The following is a 15,661-nucleotide window of genomic DNA, read 5'->3' on the forward strand; positions in this document are numbered from 1 at the left end:
GCGCCACGCCCGCCCGCCGAACACGGAAAGCGCCTCATGCCCGACTACAGCTACCTTCTCGACGGCCGCCCCGACGTCTTCACCCCCGGCGAAGTCGCCCAACTGTTCAACATCCGCCCCCGCAGCCTCCACCGAGGCGACTGGGATCGCGTCCTCCGACCCTTCCGCACCCCGGGCGGAGCACGCCGCTACCCCAAGGAACACATCGCCGCCCTCCTGAACCAGCCGGATGAATCCGCCCCTATCCCGTAGCGCCGCCACGAGCCGGTCCGCGCGTCCGCGACGGCCCGCCGACCTGGCGCGAGGTATCCGAAGCAAGGAAGGAACTCCCTATGTCCTCCACGAACCTCTCGACACTGCTGGAGTCGCCCGACGGCGAGTCCCGCGCGCAGATCGCTCGCCTCATCGACACCCTCCGCACCACCGCCTGAACCAGCAGAAGACCGCACTTCCCCCGCCCGCACCCGGTTACACGGACAGACCGATCCCGGCCAATGTCCTGACGCAGTGTGCTGGCGGGACTACCTTCACATCAACCGCCCTCTCACACCGAGGAGACCGCCATGGGCAAGCGTGAGGACAAGTCGACCAGCGACGGCCACAAGCCCGACCGCCCCATTCCGCCGCCCACCCCCAACGACGGTGGCAGCGGCGGAGGCAAGCACGAGCGCGACGACAAATGACCAGTCTCGAAGACCTCTCGTCCCGCCTCGTCGAGGAGATCAACCCCTCCCCGGCCTGGCGGGACACCTTCGAGCGGGTTCCCCGCCACCGCTTCATCCCCGACCGGATCTGGGTCGAGGACGGGGACGAGCTTGCGACTCTCGACAGGGCCGATGACCCCGACGCGTGGTTGCGTGCCTGCTACGCCGACCGGCCCGTCATCACCCAGATCGACGACGGAGACCCGACCGGGCGCGGATACAGTTCCTCGTCGGCGTCCATGCCGAGCATCGTGGCGCTGATGCTGGAGGCCACCGACCTCGCCGCCGGTCAGCGGGTGTTGGAGATCGGCACCGGAACCGGGTGGAACGCCGCGCTGCTCGCTGACAGGGTCGGCGCCGAGAACGTGACGTCGGTGGAGATCGACGCGGCCGTGGCCGCACGTGCCCAGGAGAACCTGGAGGGCCACGGTGTCCATGTGGTCGTCGGGGACGGTGAGAAGGGTTGTCCGCCCGACGCCCCCTACGACCGGGTACTGGCGACCGCCGCCGTCCAGCGGGTTCCCTACCCGTGGGTGGAGCAGACCGCGCCCGGCGGGCGGATCGTGACCCCGTGGGGAACGAGCTTCCACAACGGCACGCTGCTCCGCCTCCAGGTCGGCGCGGACGGAACGGCGTCCGGGAGATTCGGCGGAAACGCGGGCTTCATGTGGGTGCGCGGCCAGCGCACACCGCACGGCACGCTCGATGAGCGCGTCCGTCCCGCCCACGAGTACACCGAGACCACCACGGACCTGCACCCGTACGAGCCGGTCGGCGACTTCGACGCGAGCTTCGCGATCGGTCTGCGGGTTTCGGGCATGAAGGACCTGCTGGTCTTCGACGACGACGTGCCGGGCAACCCGGACTACACGGTGTACCTGATGGACCCGGGTTCGGGATCGTGGGCCTCGTGGCGGGTCCGGTCCGGCGCTCGTGAGTTCGGGGTCCGCCAGCACGGCCCGCGCCACCTCTTCGACGAGCTGGCCGCGGCCTACGCCTGGTGGCAGGAGGCGGGCCGCCCGGAGCACTCCCGGTTCGGTGTGACCGTGACCCGCGAGGGCCAACGCGTGTGGTTGGACGACCCCGGCAACGTCCTCCCCGTGGGGCAGATCGCCGCCGGACAAGCGGAGAACGGTCAGACATGACCCGAGCTGTTCACGAACCCTCGTCCGCACTGGTGACCCGCCTGGTCGAGGAGGGCGCGCTGGTGCCTGACGACCGCCTCACCGAGGCGTTCCGACGCGTGGACCGGGGCGTGTTCGTCCCGGCCTTCGCCCTGCACGAGGAAACCCCGCAGGGTGCGCGTTACAGGCTCCTGTCCGCTGAGGACCCCGACCAGCGTGAGGAATGGGCCCGCCACGTCTACGCCGACGAGACGCTGACCATCGAGATCGCCGGAGAACCGGTGACCGACGCCCTGCCCGGGGGACGCGGTACCGGCCGGTGGACCAGCTCCTCCACGATGCCCAGCCTCATGGCGCGGATGCTCCACCAACTCGACCTGGGCGGCGACCCCCGCGTTCTGGAGGTAGGAGTCGGTTCCGGGTACAACGCGGCGATCCTGTGCGAGGTGCTGGGTTCGGACCGGGTCACGAGTATCGACATCTCACCGCGCCTGGTCTCCGACGCCGCCCGACGCCTCTCCGCCCTGGGATACACACCCGTCGTGGCCGAGTACGACGGGCACAAGGGCTTCCCCGACCGCGCTCCGTACGACCGGATCGTCAGCACCACGGCCTTCACCCACGTTCCGCCGGAGTGGATCACCCAGGCGGCACCGGGCGGGAGCATCCTCGTCAACATTGCGGGAGGCACCGGAGGCGCCATGCTCGGGCTCCGGGTGCGCGACGACCACACGGCGCAGGGGCGCTTCCTTCCGCAGTGGGCCGGGTTCATGCCCGCGCGGAGCAGCGTTCCCCGCCAGCGCGTCAGCGTGGATGACGCGGGGGAACGGAGCACGACCACGCTGAACCCGGCGCTCGTTCGCGGGGAACCGGCCATGGCGTTCCTCGCGCAACTGGCCACGACGGACGCCGACACCGTGGTCAGGACGGCCGATACCGGGGCGGACTTCCTCTTCATGGAGGGCGCCGACGGGGCCTGGGCCGAGATCGACATGGACGTGGTCGAGGGCCGTTACCCCGTGGTCCAGGGCGGGCCGCGCCGTCTGTGGGCGCGGGTGGAGGACGCACACCGTTGGTGGGTCGCCAACGGTCAACCGGACTGGAGCGCCTTCGGCGTCACCGTCACGCCTGGGGACCAGCACGTGTGGTTCGGTTCGGCGGAGAGCGACCAGCGCTGGCCGCTGCCGCTCCCGTAGGCAACGACCTTCCATGCGTTCGGGGAGGGGCCGGTGTGTGCACGGCCGCCGCGCGGAACGGCTGTGTGCAAGCCCAAGGGGCGGTACTCCGTGGAGGAGCACCGCCCCTTTGAACCCGGTCACCCGCTGTCCTATGTCCTGAGGATCAGGCCTGGAACTCGGTGATCGTCTGGGCGATGCCGTTCTCGACCTCGACCCCGGCCAGCACCACGGTCCCGTCCTTCAGCTCAGCATCGAACTCCTCCATGCTGCACTCCACGGTCCCGGTCATGTCGTCGTTGGGGACCTCGGGCGCGCAGGTGTACAGGCCGCCGAGGATCTCGGTGTCCTCGGTGACGTAGAACGCCTGGTCGCCGACGATGTACTCGTACGGAGCCAGGTACACGACCTCGCCGGAGAGGGTTCCGGTGAACCCGTCGGCACCGGCCTCCACGCCCTGGGCCTCGGCTCCTCGCTGCTCGGAGGCCGCCGCCGGGCTGAAGCCGGTCGCGCCGAGAGTGAGCAGGCCAGCGGAGAGAACGGCCAGCGCGTTGGTACGGATATCGCGATTCATCGCGTTCCTTTCCTGTGGGGAGCGGTGTGTCAATGGACTCGCCAGGGATTGGGGGATGAGTGCGTTATGCGTGGTCGTGCCCCCGGGCTGGCTGCTCAAACGCGGATCGTGGATATCGGGGAAAATCCCGAGGGTGCCGGAGTCGTATCGGCCCGAGGATTAACCGTCGAATTTCAGGGATTGATCATGGCGGAGTGGTTTGTGTTGTCCGGGTGAGGGAAGGATGGCCCTTCGCCTGGTCGGCGTCGCTGTCCGTGCGGGCTGGCGCGACCCCGGGCGTTCCGTGTCCGGGAGGCCCTCGTCGCCTGTGCCAATGATCAATGACGGAAGCTAAATATCCCGTTAGGCTGCGCTGGTTTCTGGTTTGTCTGCGGTGGGACGATCGGCTCTTATCGGCGAACGCGGAAGTGCTTGAAACCGGCCTGATTCGCCTTGGATGCGCGTTCGGGCTCCGCGGTTCTGTCGACCGGGAAAATGCGCGGATTTCCCGGAGCGGACCCCGGGAAATCCGCGCCGTCCGAACGGTCCCCGGAAGACTCTGGACCGTCCTGCCGCCCGAACGGTTCGGGGCGCCCGGCCCATGCGCTCCCGGCGCGCTCGTATCCTCGGACCCGGACCCGTCACCCGAGGTGGAGAGCGACGACGCGATGCTGGAGATGCTGCCCGGACTCGTCCGGATCTACGAGGAGTGGGCGGAGCGGTACCCCGACGTGCAGCCGCTGACCATCCAGTTCGCGCCGGACGGCAAGTCGGACAAAGGCCTCGACGGGGTGCTCGCCTACCCCCTGGACGGCCACTGGCTGCTGGTGTCCTTCGGACTGACCGAGCTGGGGGAGAAGACCAGCGAGGAGCCCCGCGTCTCCGGGTCGGGCTTCGAGTTCACCTGCCGCGTTCCGCGCGAGGAGGGCGACGAGGCCGTGCCCGCCTGGATCCTGCGCGTCATGCACGCCCTGGCCGACCGCTTCGTCGCGGGCAGCGACCTGGACGTGGGCCACTGGATCGTCACCCCGTCCCCGCTCGGCGGCGAGCCCGCCAACGGCGACATGACCTCGCTGGTCATCGTCCCCGACACCGAGATCCGCGCCATGGACACCCCGAACGGGATCGTCCTCTTCTTCCAGCTCGTCGGCCTGCTGGCCGAGGAGGGCGAGGCCATGCAGCAGGCGGGGACCGCCGCGCCGCTCGTTGCCCTCCTGCGCGACCGCGACCCGAGGATGGTCACCGACCCCTCGCGCGAACCCGTCCGCCTCTGACCCCGACGCCAGCGGGCCGCCACCCGTAGGGGGTGGCGGCCCGCGCGTGTCATCCGGTCAGCTCCCGGAGCCCCGTCCCCGCCCGATCGCGGCGCCGATCTCGCCCACCCGGTCGGCCAGCAGGCCCATCGCACCGATGGCCCTGGTCATCGGGTCGTCCTCGGCGCCGCCCAGCGCGCGGCCGCGCCGGAAGGCCTCCTTGACCTCCGCCCACCGGGCCTCCTGCTCGGGGGTCATGACCCCGCGCAGCTCCGCGAGCTTGAGCAGGTTGGCCTCCGCGCCCGAGGTCAGGGTCTGCGCCTCGCCCAGGTAGTGGTCGTCGATCACGGCCTCCACCTCGGCGTCGTTCATGACCGGCACGATCCTCTCCGCCAGCCGGTTCATGTTGCGGTACGAGCCCTGGAGCCGGAACGGCGGCTCGGTGCGCGCCTCCTCCGACTGCGCCGCGGAGGCGATGTAGGCGGCGTTGTTGGCCATCACCACCTCCTGCACCCGCAGCAGCTTGCGCAGCACCGACACGATCCGGTCCACCTCGACCGCCGAGTAGGGGTGGTCGAGCTGGTCCGCGCCCACCGAGTCGTCGCCCCGCGCCATCCGCACGAACCGGTACACGTCCTCCCTGCTCCGCGTGGACAGCGGGGCCAGGGTCGGGTTCGAGGTGAGCGCGTTCTCGACGTAGCTCAGCGCGAACAGCTCCTCCCTGCCCGCCAGCACGTCGCCCAGGTTGTACACGTCGGCGCGGTTGGCCAGCATGTCCGGGATCCGGAACCGCTTGCCCTGCTCCGTGTACGGGTTGCCCGCCATGCACACCGCGAAGCGCTTGCCCCGCAGGTCGTAGGTCCGGGTCCGCCCGTTCCACACCCCCTCCATGCGCCGCTGGCCGTCGCACAGCGAGATGAACTTCTGGAGCAGCTCGGGGTTGGTGTGCTGGATGTCGTCCAGGTACAGCATCGTGTTGGCGCCCATCTCCAGCGCGAAGGAGATCTTCTCGACCTCCTGGCGGGAGGTGGCGTCCGGCGCCTCGTCCGGGTCCAGCGAGGTCACCGCGTGCCCCAGCGCGGGCCCGTTGACCTTGACGAACACCAGCCCCAGACGGCTGGCCACGTACTCCATGAGCGTGGTCTTGCCGTACCCGGGCGGGGAGATGAGCAGCAGCAGGCCGCTCTGGTCGGTGCGCTTGTCGTCCCCGGCCGCGCCCAGCTGCTTGGCCAGGTTGTCGCCGATCAGCGGCAGGTACGCCTCGTCCAGCAGCCTGTTGCGGACGAACCCGCTCATCACCTTGGGCCGGTACTCCTCCAGCCGCAGCCGCTCGCGCTCGGCCGCCACCAGCTCGTTGCGGCGCCGCTGGAAGTCCCGGTAGGCGGGCACCTCCTCCAGCCGGAACCGGCGGGTGCGCGGCAGGAACTCGTCCAGCCGCAGTTCCAGGGAGCGCTCGCGCACGCGCGGGTGCGACCCCAGCAGCCCGTCCACGTCCTCCGCGACGGCCGCCGAGGACTCGTACCTCTCCAGGGCGCCGCCGGTCAGCTCGATCGCGGCGGCCTCGGGCAGGTCGCCCGGGTCCACCTCCTCCAGCGTGGTCGCGAACGCCTCCAGCCAGGCCGCCACCAGCTGGTGGCGCGCGTTCAGGTCTGCGTCGAGGGCGCGCAGGTCCTCCTCGAAGGCCCTGCGCGTGCTCTCCCGGGCGCTGTCCACGGCCCGGTGGAACCGGTCCAGCAGCGTACGGGCGCCCGCGCCGGTCACGAACCCCGTCTCCCTGGGCCCCTCCGCCGCGATCTCCTCGAACAGGTACTCGCCCACCAGGTCCAGGTCGGCCTCCTGGTGGAGCCCGGTGTCGGTGAGGAACCCGTCCACGGCCGCCGCCAGCTCCGCGCGCAGCGCGTCGACCGCCGCCGACCCGCGCACCCCGAACACCTCGCGGGCCCGCGCCAGCGAACCGGCCCGGGTCCGCCACGCCGACCGCCGCTCCTCGTCGGCGCCGAAGGCCCAGAACACCTGCGCCGCCGCACGCGTCGCGCCCGGGTACCGCAGCAGCCCGGCTCCCGCGCGCAGCCGCAGCAGCACCGACAGGATCCGCGCGGCGTCGTGGTCGTGCACGCCCCGCTCGTACCCCTCGTCGTAGCGGGCCTCGGCGAAGCCGCGCACCAGGTCCAGCAGCGACGACCCTTCCAGGCCCCCCGCATCCGCCTCGGCCAGGCGCTCCGGGGTCAGGTCCCGCTCGCCCTCCTCGGCCGCGGCCAGGACCGACGCGGCCAGGTACTCGGCCCGGTACACCTGCGGGCTCTCCGACACCAGCACCCGGTCCCACAGGTGCCGCGTCCGCCCGAACCCCTCGTCGGTGACCGGTGCGCGGAAGTCGGTGCCGGTGATCGCCACCGACATCTCCCCGCCGTGCGGGGTGAGGGTGAGGTCGATCGGCTGGGTGTTCACGGCGAAGCGGTGCCTGCCCAGCCGGATCGTCTCGCCGCCCGCGCCGCCCTCGAACAGGTCGGCGCGGTCCCGCAGGGCCCGGCCAGCCTCCTGCCGGGCGGCCAGGATCTGCCCGTCCAGCTCCTCCGCGCGCACGGTCTCGCCGAGCGCGCGCAGCTCCTCGGAGGTGCGGCGCAGCCGCGCCACCATCGCGTCCGACGCGAAGTAGGTGTTGACGTCCTCCAGCGTGTCCAGCGCCGCGACCCGCCGCTGCACGCTCTCCAGCACGCGGGCGGCCGACGACGCCAGGCGGTCGGCCCGCCGCGCCCGTTCGTCCACCAGCCCCTGCTTGCGGGTGGAGAACGCCTCGTACACGTCCTCGCGCTTGTCCGCCAGCTCCCCGAGGAAGTCGTCGAACTCGGCGAACCGCGTCTCCAGGTTCTCCAGCTGGAGCATGATCCGCCCCAGCTGCTCGTCGCACCGGTCCGGGGTGTCGGCGGCGGCCAGCGCCCCCGTGATCGCCTGCCCGAGCAGGGCGAACTCGGCGGCGAACTCCGCCCGCCCCTCCAGGGCGAGCAGTTCGCCGCGCCGCGCCTCCAGCGTGGCGCGCGCCCGGTTGATCCCGGCCATCACCTCGCTGACCCGCTCCAGGATGCGCGTGCGCACCTGGGCGTCGCCGATGTCCAGCGAGCCGACGACCTCGGTGACCACCTGGAGGCCCTCGGTCTGCTCGGCGATGCGCTCCCCGACCGCCGTCGTCGCGCTGACCGCCCCGATGCCCTCGGCGTCGGCGACCAGCCGCTCCACCTCGTCGTGGTACCCGGCGAAGGCGTCGTCGCGCTCCAGGAAGGCTACGGTGCGGCGGCCGGTGGCGTCGATCTCCTCGGCGAGCCTGCCGTCCAGCTCCTCCAGGCGGTCGGTGTCCACGTAGCGCGTCTCGCGCAGCGTGGCCGCCTGCCCCTGGGCGCGGCGCAGCCCGGTCAGCCGCGCCACCCAGCCCTCCGCCGTGCGCGGGGCCTCCCCGCGGGCGGTGCGGATGAGCGAGGCCGCCTTCTCCTCCGCCTCGGCCAGGGTCTCGGCGGCCTGCCGGGTCAGGGTCTGGACGGTCTCGAACTCCTCCAGCACCCGCGCGGCGGTGTCGCGCACCTGCGACAGGGGCGCCGCCAGGTCGCCCAGCTCCTCCTCACCCAGCCAGTGGAACCGGTCCGACACCCGGCGGCAGGCGGCCATGAGCGCCTCGAACACCTCGGTGGAGGGCCGCATGTCCTCGGCCATGCGCGCCACCGACAGGCACTCGGACACGCCCCGCACCAGCTCGGCGTTGCCGATCCGCTCCAGCGGGCCCGTCCCCACCGGCTGCGCCGCCGCGTACACGTCCGACGCGTACGGCGTCTGCCACACCTGCATCGGGTGCACCCGGGTCGGCTCGCCCGAGTTGTCGCGGAACACCGTCATGGTGCCGTCGTCGAACAGCGAGTACCCGTGGCAGACGATCGGGGTGGCGACCTCCTTGCGGATGGTGTTGTAGGGCAGCAGCAGACTGCGGCCGTCCGCGCGGGAGTGGAAGACGTAGAGCACGTCCTCGCCGTTGGGCGAGCGCACCACGCGCTCGAACTCCAGGTCGGTGACGTCGGTGTCGAAGGTCCGCGCCACCCCGGTGGCCAGGTAGTAGCCGCCGGGGAAGATCAGCCCCTGGTCGTCGGGCAGGCGCTGGCAGGACTGGCCGATGCCGTCGAGGCGCTCGACCTCCTTGGTGCGCGTGTTGAAGACCAGGTGGCGCCACTCGGTCTCGTTGTAGGGCAGCACGCGCAGCAGGATGAGCGGGCCCACCCGCGCGTGGTGCACCGACGCGTCGGCCAGGCTCTGCAACGGCTCGTCCACGGGCTCGCTGTAGACGCCCTCGCCGACCTCGGTGTTGTTCTCGACCTTGATGGTGAGGTCGCCGCCGACCGTCTCCACGAACAGCTCGTCGAGGATCGAGATGTGCGGGTGGCGGCCCGCCACGTGGTCCTCGCGCGTGGCCTCCACCCACGCGAAGTCGTGCGCGGGCGGGAACACGTGGTCGCGTTCGCCGCGCGCGTCGAGGTAGGCGATCTCGCCCGTGGGCGAGACCGACCACCGCAGCACGCGCACGTCCTCGGTGCGCGGGCCGGTCTGGAACACGGCCAGCAGCCGCTCCTCGACCCGGCGCAGCTGGAGCAGGCGCGCGTCGCGGTAGTACCGGTAGAGCTGGCCGAAGTCCTGCTGGAACCGCTCGTCGTCGAGCAGGCCGGGGACGGCGCCCCCGTCGGCGTCGGCGAAGGCGAAGCCGTCGTCGTCGCGCTCGTAGCGGTGCAGCGAGAACACGTCGGGGACGTGGGTCTCCCGCTGCATGCCGATGAACACGTTGTAGCCGAACAGGATCACGGCGCCGTCGGCGCCGTCCGCGGCCGGGCGCCCCACGCTCACGATGTCCCGGGGCACGCAGTTGTGCTCGGTGCGCACGCGCTCGGTGCCGAGCAGGGTCAGCTCGGTGCCGCCGAACACCTCCAGCCGTCGCGCGTTGAGCCGTTCGGTCCGCCGGGCCAGCTCGCCGGTCTGCTCGCGCAGCCGGGCGCGGAGCACCTCGTAGGTGCCCGCGTCCAGCGCACGCGCGTCCCCGGCGTCCGGCCCCTCGGTCTCCTGGGGCAGGGCCTCTGTCACGAAGGTTCCCCTACTGCTTGGCGAGGGCGGAGGCGGGCAGCTGGTCCACGCCCAGGGAGCGGGCGGTGCCGAGCAGGCCGTCGAGTTTGTCGGCCTGCGGGCCGCCCGCGCCGATCAGCTTGAGCAGCAGCGCGGAGACGGTGAGGTTCTTGACGTCCTCGGTGGACACCGACTCCATCACCCTGCGCATGTCCGCGGCGAAGTCGCCCTCGCCGTTGAGCCAGTTGCCGCCCAGCGCCTGCACGGTCTTGGAGTTGCCGACGAAGCCGTCCACGGCCTTGCCCAGGCCGATGGAGCCCACCATGCGGTCGAAGAAGGCGCCGTCGCCGCCGACGATGTTGATGTCGGCGTTCTCCAGGCCGGTGGCCAGCACGGTGGCCTGGGCCTCGGCGACCTCGCGCTGCACGTTGATCCCGGCCAGGCGGATCTCCTTCTCGGCCTCCAGGCGCAGGCGGTACTCCTCGTGCTCGCGGCTGACCTGGTCCAGGGCGGCCATGGCCTCGGCCTTGTCGGTGAGACCGGCGGCCTCGGCGCGCAGCTTCTGCTCCACGGCCTCGGCCTCGACGCGGGCCTTCTCACTGGCCACGGCGGCCTCGGCGCGGCCGACCTTCTCGATGGCCTCGGCGTCCTGCTGGCGGACCTGCACCTCGGCCAGGCCGGTCGCGGCGGCCTCGGCCTGGATCCCCTCGGCGAGGCGGATCTTGGCGCGGGTGTCCAGTTCGGCGGCCTGCTGGCGGGCCTCGGCCAGGGTGAGCTCCTCGGCGGCCCGGTGCTTGGCGGCGGCCTCCGCGGCCTCGGCGGCCTTGATGTCCTTGACCAGGTTCTCCTGGGCCTCGGCCTCGGCCTGGATGATGACGGCCTGGCGGGTGCGCTCGGCCTCCTCGACCGCGCGCAGACGCTTGATGGCCTCCTCCTGCTCGGCCACGGTGCGGTCCACGGCGATCCGCTCGCGGACGACGTCGGCGACCTCGCGCTTCTCGGCCTCGACCTCCTTGTCCTTGGCGATACGGCTCAGCTCGGTCTCGCGCTCGCGCCCGATGACCTCCAGGAGGCGGTCCTTCTCGATGCGCTCGCTCTCGATGGCGATGACGCGCTCGCGGTTCTTCTCGGCCACCGCGATCTCGCGCTGCTGGTTCTGGTGCTGCACACCCAGGGCCTCGGAGGTGCGGATGTTGGCGGTCTCGGCCTTGAGGCGCTCCTCGGCCTGCACGCGGGCGGTCTCGGCCTCCTCACGGGCGCGGATGATCTCGATCTCGCGCTTGGCCTTGGCGGCGGCCTCCTCGCGGCGCTTCTCCAGCTCGGCGAGGGTCTCGGCGGTCTCGGTGTTCTGCCGGTCGAGTTCCTTGCGGCGGTCGTTCTCGAACTCGTTGGTGCGCTTGTGCTCGATCGCGGTGCGCTCGGTGATCTTGGAGATGCCCTGCGCGTCGAGGATGTTGTTGGCGTCGTGCTGGTGCAGCGGGGTCTGCTCCAGCTCGTCGATGGCCACGTCCTCCAGGCTGTAACCGTTGAGGTCGGTGCCGATCAGGGAGATGATCGCCTGGCGGAACTGCTCGCGGTGCGTGAACAGCTCCTCGAAGTCGAACTGCTTGCCGACGGTCTTGAGGCCCTCGGAGAACTTGGAGTTGAACAGCTCCTGGAGCGTGTCCTGGTGGCTGGCGCGCTCGGTGCCGATGGACTTGGCGACCTTCTTGACGTCCTCCGCTGTCTCGTTGACCCGGACGTAGAAGTACACCTTGATGTCCGCGCGGATGTTGTCCTTACAGGTCAGGCCCTCACGGCCGCGCCGGTCCACGGTCAGCGTCTTGAGCGAGATGTCCATGATCTCGGCCTTGTGCAGGACCGGCAGGACGATCGCGCCCGTGAAGGTGACGTGGACGTCGCGGACCTTGGAGATGATCAGCGCCTTGCCCTGCTCGACCTTGCGGAAGAGGCGGGTGACCATCAGGAGCAGGGCGATGAGGACGACGACGCCGACGGCAAGGGCGACGCCGACGGTCAGGAAGGCCGCGTCCGCGGCCTCCTGGCCGTTCGCGGTGGCACTCAGCAACACGTGGGGGTCTCTTTCTGCAAGGGGATGTGCGTAAGAGGGGGGAAAGCGCGTCGGGAGCGGGGGATGAGGCAGCGGGGATCCGGCCCCCGGTCGGGGGCGCTCGACAGATGTGACGCGGCGCGCTCGCGAACGGTTCCGCGTACCACTTTTTCCGTTTGCCGGGAGAACGGGCGGATGGATGGGTGGGGCGGAGCCCCGAGGGGGTGCTGTACGGGCGTTCTCGGGTTCCCGCTCCTCGGGCGCTCGCGGAGGTCCCGGGGAGGTGTCGGCTCAGCCCTGGCCGGGGTCCAGGGCGGCGTCGAAGTAGGTGACCAGGAAGACGTCCCGCTCGGCGCTGTGGTCGAAGATCAGGGCGGTGCTGCCGACCGGCAGGACCTCACCGCCGGTGGTGCGCACCGGGATGGAGATCGACGCGCCGCCCGCGGTGGTGATCTCGGCCTGGCCGAAGCCCTCGTTGGCCTCGCCGATGCGGATCACGCAGGTGCGTCCGACCAGCTCGTTCCTGGAACCGCTGCTGCGGCTGGGCAGGAAGCGCTGCACCGACATGACCAGGCCGCTGGTGACCGCCCACGCGGCCACGAGCGCGATCAGCAGGACCACCAGGCCCAGGGCGATGAGCAGCGGGGTGGAGGTGGTGTGGAGGAGGCTGGTCATGATGCTTCCCATCATGCTCACGAACCAGGCGACGCAGATCAGCGAACTGAGCGCCACGGTGACCGGGACCCTCCCCAGTCCGACCCGGCTCATCAGGGAGTTCAGGCCCGCGGCCTCGCCCGAGTCGTCCACGCTGTCGAGCGCGTCGGAGCCGGTGGCGCCGACCGAGACGAGCAGCCAGTAGACCGCGACGACGACCAGCAGCGGGGTGAACAGCACGGTCGGGAAACCGAAGGCGGTGTCCAGGAACATCCCCACCCGTCACCCTCCTCCGCGCCGCACCGTGCCGGAACTCTACCGAACCGCCCTCTTCGCGACACGGGCGGGCGTCCCCTTGGCCGTTTGCGGCCACCGGGACGCGTCGCGGACCCGGCGGACGGCCGCCGGGCGGCTGCGGTGACGACGCGGCCGGCGCCGGACACGGTTGTGGAGGGAGCGGAGGCAGGCGGGTGACGCGGTTCCCCGCGGTGTCCGGGGTGTGCTCGCTGCTCAGGGGCCCGGTGCGCGGTGCGGCGGAGGCCGGGAAAATCTTTCGGGAAAAAGTTCCGGGGAGGTGTCGATCCGGCCCGGTGCCGTTCGACGTGTGGATGAGAGCGGGGGAACGGACCCCCACACCGCACGAGAGGTGAACACCATGCGCTACATGATGACGATCATGTCCACGCCCGAGGCCGAGGCCGTCGACTACGAGCCCAGCCCGGAGGTCTTCGAGGCGATGGCCGCCTACAACGAGCAGATGGTCAAGGCCGGTGTCCTGCTCGCCGGGGACGGTCTGGCCCCCGCCTCCGAGGCGACCCGGGTCACCTTCAGCAACGGCGACGCGACCGTCACCGACGGGCCCTTCGCCGAGGCCAAGGAGTTCGTCGCCGGGTACTGGGTCCTCCAGGTGTCCTCGCACGAGGAGGCCGTGGAGTGGGCCAAGCGCTGCCCGCACCCGCCGGAGGGCGACGACACGGAGATGAGCCTGGTGCTGCGGCGGATCTTCGACACCGACGACTTCGGCGACGAGATGCCCGAGCACCTCAAGGAGCGCGAGCGCGAGCTGCGCGCCGAGGGGTACTCGCACGGCGGCTGACCCGCACGTGCCGGTGCGGCCCGCGGTGCTCCCGGGCACCCGCGGGCCGCAGCCCGTTCCGGGCGTCGCGTACGGTCCGCGCGGCGGCCGACGACGCCCGCCGCGCGGGCTTGCGGTGGGCTGCCCGTGGTGCTGAGATTGCCCCGTGAGCCACACCGACGCCACGCGCGCGGTCGAGGCGGTCTGGCGTATCGAGTCGGCCCGCCTCGTCGCAGCGCTCACCCGCATGGTCGGCGACGTCGGCCTCGCCGAGGAGTTCGCCCAGGACGCGCTGGTCAGCGCACTGGAGAAGTGGCCCGGCGACGGGGTTCCCGACAATCCCGGCGCCTGGCTGACCACCGTCGCCAAGCGCCGCGTGCTCGACCGCTGGCGCCGCGACGAGCGCTTCCAGCGGCGCATGGCCGACCTCGGCCGCGAGATCGCCGAGCACGACGGGCAGGCCGAATTCGACGCCGTCCTGGAGGAGGACTTCGGAGACGACCTCCTGCGGCTGATGTTCGTGTGCTGCCACCCTGTGCTGTCCACCGAGGCCCGCGTCGCGCTCACCCTGCGCCTGCTCGGCGGGCTCACCACCGACGAGATCGCCCGGGCCTTCCTGGTGCCCGAATCCACCGTCGCCCAGCGCATCGTGCGCGCCAAGCGCACCCTGGCCAAGAGGAGAGTGCCCTTCGAGGTGCCCGTCGGCGAGGACCGCGACGCCAGGGTGGCCTCCGTGCTGGAGGTCGTCTACCTGGTGTTCAACGAGGGCTACACCGCCACCTCGGGTACGGAGTGGACGCGCCCCACGCTGTGCGAGGAGGCCATGCGCCTGGGCCGAGTGCTCGCCCAACTGCTGCCCGGGGAGCGCGAGGCGCACGGGCTGGTGGCGCTGATGGAGCTGCACGCCTCGCGGCTGCGCGCCCGCGTCGGGCCGGGCGGGGAACCCGTTCCCCTGGCCGAGCAGAACCGCGCGCTCTGGGACCGCCTGCTCATCACGCGCGGGATGGAGGCCCTGGTCAGAGCCCTGCCGCCGGACCGGAGCCAGCCCGGCGGGCCCTACGTGCTCCAGGCGGCCATCGCGGCCGAGCACGCCAGGGCGGTCACCGCCGCGGACACCGACTGGACGGTCATCGCCGGGCTGTACCTGGCCCTGGTCAGGGTCACCGGGTCGCCGGTCGTGGAGCTGAACCGGGCGGTAGCGGTGTCGATGGCCTCGGGCCCGGAGACCGCGCTGGAGATCGTGGACGCGCTGCGGGACCAGCCGGGGATGGGCGACTACCACCTGCTGCCCTCCGTGCGCGGCGACCTGCTCGTGCGGCTGGACCGCCGGGCCGAGGCCCGCGCAGAGTTCGAGCGCGCGGCCTCCCTGACCCGCAACGAGCGGGAGCGCTCGCTGCTCCTGGGCCGCGCCCGCGGCTGCGAGGACTGACCGGGCCGGGGACTACGCCGTCGGGGTCGCCCGCTGACGGAAGGACACGGGGGCTCGGCGGGTGGGGACCCCTCCAGATCACCGAGCCTGCGCCGGGTGAGCTCGTCCACGGCGTCGGCTGGCTCGTCGGCGTCCGGGGCGCGCGGGGGTTCGCGGCGGCGCTGACGCCGCGGCTGGTCCCGGACACGATCCAGGCCACCACACGCGGCCACGCCCGGCCCCGGTCGCTCTGCCCCGTGACCGCGCGGGTGGCCGGAAGCGGCCATTCCCGCGAAGGCCGATGCCCTTTCCGGCTGTGCGCGGAAGGCTGTGATGGCGTCTTTTCTCCCGGAGACGCATAACGAAAGTCAGGGCGCGTACTGACGAAGGATGTGTCGGCGGTCGCGCTGTTCGTTCTTCTCTCTCGAACGCTTTCTCCGCTCGGCGCGATCTCGTGGTGGATGGCGCATATCCGCTGGGCTGAGTGGTGTGCAACCCACGAAAGTCATGCTCTCCGGTTTCCTGTCGGGCTCGTGATTCATCGCTCGTGGGACGAAAGGAGCCTTGTTAGGGTTCT

General features: G+C 71.4%; 10 protein-coding genes. 6 read left to right on the forward strand and 4 right to left on the reverse strand.

Annotated features, from left to right (window positions below; translation table 11 throughout):
* The first annotated feature begins 36 nt into the window (after positions 1-36).
* From G011_RS0115245 to tgmC, 3 genes are all read left to right on the forward strand, one after another.
* Positions 37-252 carry a hypothetical protein gene (locus G011_RS0115245; protein ID WP_013156434.1) on the forward strand — a complete coding sequence of 72 codons (216 nt, stop codon included), beginning with the start codon at positions 37-39 and terminating at the stop codon, positions 250-252.
* Between the two features lie 427 nt (positions 253-679).
* Positions 680-1,849, forward strand: coding sequence for a methyltransferase domain-containing protein (locus G011_RS0115260; RefSeq protein ID WP_019609235.1), 1,170 nt, complete (start codon positions 680-682; stop codon positions 1,847-1,849).
* Positions 1,846-3,024 carry an ATP-grasp peptide maturase system methyltransferase gene (tgmC, locus tag G011_RS0115265; protein ID WP_026338329.1) on the forward strand — a complete coding sequence of 393 codons (1,179 nt, stop codon included), beginning with the start codon at positions 1,846-1,848 and terminating at the stop codon, positions 3,022-3,024. Before G011_RS0115260 ends, tgmC begins: the two co-directional genes overlap by 4 nt.
* 145 nt (positions 3,025-3,169) lie before the next feature.
* On the opposite strand, the gene G011_RS0115270 is transcribed toward tgmC, so the two are convergent.
* Positions 3,170-3,577, reverse strand: a complete 408-nt coding sequence (locus tag G011_RS0115270; protein ID WP_019609237.1) for a hypothetical protein — start codon at positions 3,575-3,577, stop codon at positions 3,170-3,172.
* A 647-nt stretch (positions 3,578-4,224) separates the two neighbouring features.
* On the opposite strand from G011_RS0115270, the gene G011_RS0115275 reads away from it, so the two are divergent.
* Positions 4,225-4,830 carry a suppressor of fused domain protein gene (locus G011_RS0115275; protein ID WP_026338330.1) on the forward strand — a complete coding sequence of 202 codons (606 nt, stop codon included), beginning with the start codon at positions 4,225-4,227 and terminating at the stop codon, positions 4,828-4,830.
* 57 nt (positions 4,831-4,887) lie between these two features.
* On the opposite strand, the gene G011_RS0115280 is transcribed toward G011_RS0115275, so the two are convergent.
* From G011_RS0115280 to G011_RS0115290, 3 genes are all read right to left on the reverse strand, one after another.
* Positions 4,888-9,918 (reverse strand): DNA repair ATPase, encoded by a 5,031-nt coding sequence (locus G011_RS0115280; RefSeq protein WP_019609239.1) that lies wholly within the window; start codon positions 9,916-9,918, stop codon positions 4,888-4,890.
* Between the two features lie 10 nt (positions 9,919-9,928).
* A complete protein-coding gene (locus tag G011_RS0115285) occupies positions 9,929-11,968 on the reverse strand; it encodes a flotillin family protein (RefSeq protein WP_013156446.1) in 2,040 nt (679 codons plus the stop codon).
* Between the two features lie 270 nt (positions 11,969-12,238).
* Complete coding sequence (locus G011_RS0115290; RefSeq protein WP_019609240.1) at positions 12,239-12,880, reverse strand: OB-fold-containig protein; 642 nt, start codon at positions 12,878-12,880, stop codon at positions 12,239-12,241.
* A gap of 376 nt (positions 12,881-13,256) precedes the next feature.
* Here G011_RS0115290 and G011_RS0115295 point away from each other — a divergent pair, with 376 nt between their 5' ends.
* Both G011_RS0115295 and G011_RS0115300 read left to right on the forward strand, forming a co-directional pair.
* Complete coding sequence (locus tag G011_RS0115295; RefSeq protein WP_013156448.1) at positions 13,257-13,697, forward strand: YciI family protein; 441 nt, start codon at positions 13,257-13,259, stop codon at positions 13,695-13,697.
* A 145-nt stretch (positions 13,698-13,842) separates the two neighbouring features.
* Positions 13,843-15,105, forward strand: a complete 1,263-nt coding sequence (locus G011_RS0115300; protein WP_019609242.1) for an RNA polymerase sigma factor — start codon at positions 13,843-13,845, stop codon at positions 15,103-15,105.
* Positions 15,106-15,661: the final 556 nt, after the last annotated feature.

The sequence above is a fragment of the Nocardiopsis sp. CNS-639 genome (assembly GCF_000381685.1).
GTDB classification, from domain to species: domain Bacteria; phylum Actinomycetota; class Actinomycetes; order Streptosporangiales; family Streptosporangiaceae; genus Nocardiopsis; species Nocardiopsis dassonvillei.

Excerpts from the sequence above, each read along its gene's own strand:
- G011_RS0115260 (WP_019609235.1), top strand. The coding sequence starts at position 680 with ATGACCAGTCTCGAAGACCTCTCGTCCCGCCTCGTCGAGGAGATCAAC.
- tgmC (WP_026338329.1), top strand. The coding sequence starts at position 1,846 with ATGACCCGAGCTGTTCACGAACCCTCGTCCGCACTGGTGACCCGCCTG.
- G011_RS0115245 (WP_013156434.1), top strand. The coding sequence starts at position 37 with ATGCCCGACTACAGCTACCTTCTCGACGGCCGCCCCGACGTCTTCACC.
- G011_RS0115295 (WP_013156448.1), top strand. The coding sequence starts at position 13,257 with ATGCGCTACATGATGACGATCATGTCCACGCCCGAGGCCGAGGCCGTC.
- G011_RS0115275 (WP_026338330.1), top strand. The coding sequence starts at position 4,225 with ATGCTGGAGATGCTGCCCGGACTCGTCCGGATCTACGAGGAGTGGGCG.
- G011_RS0115270 (WP_019609237.1), bottom strand. The coding sequence starts at position 3,577 with ATGAATCGCGATATCCGTACCAACGCGCTGGCCGTTCTCTCCGCTGGC.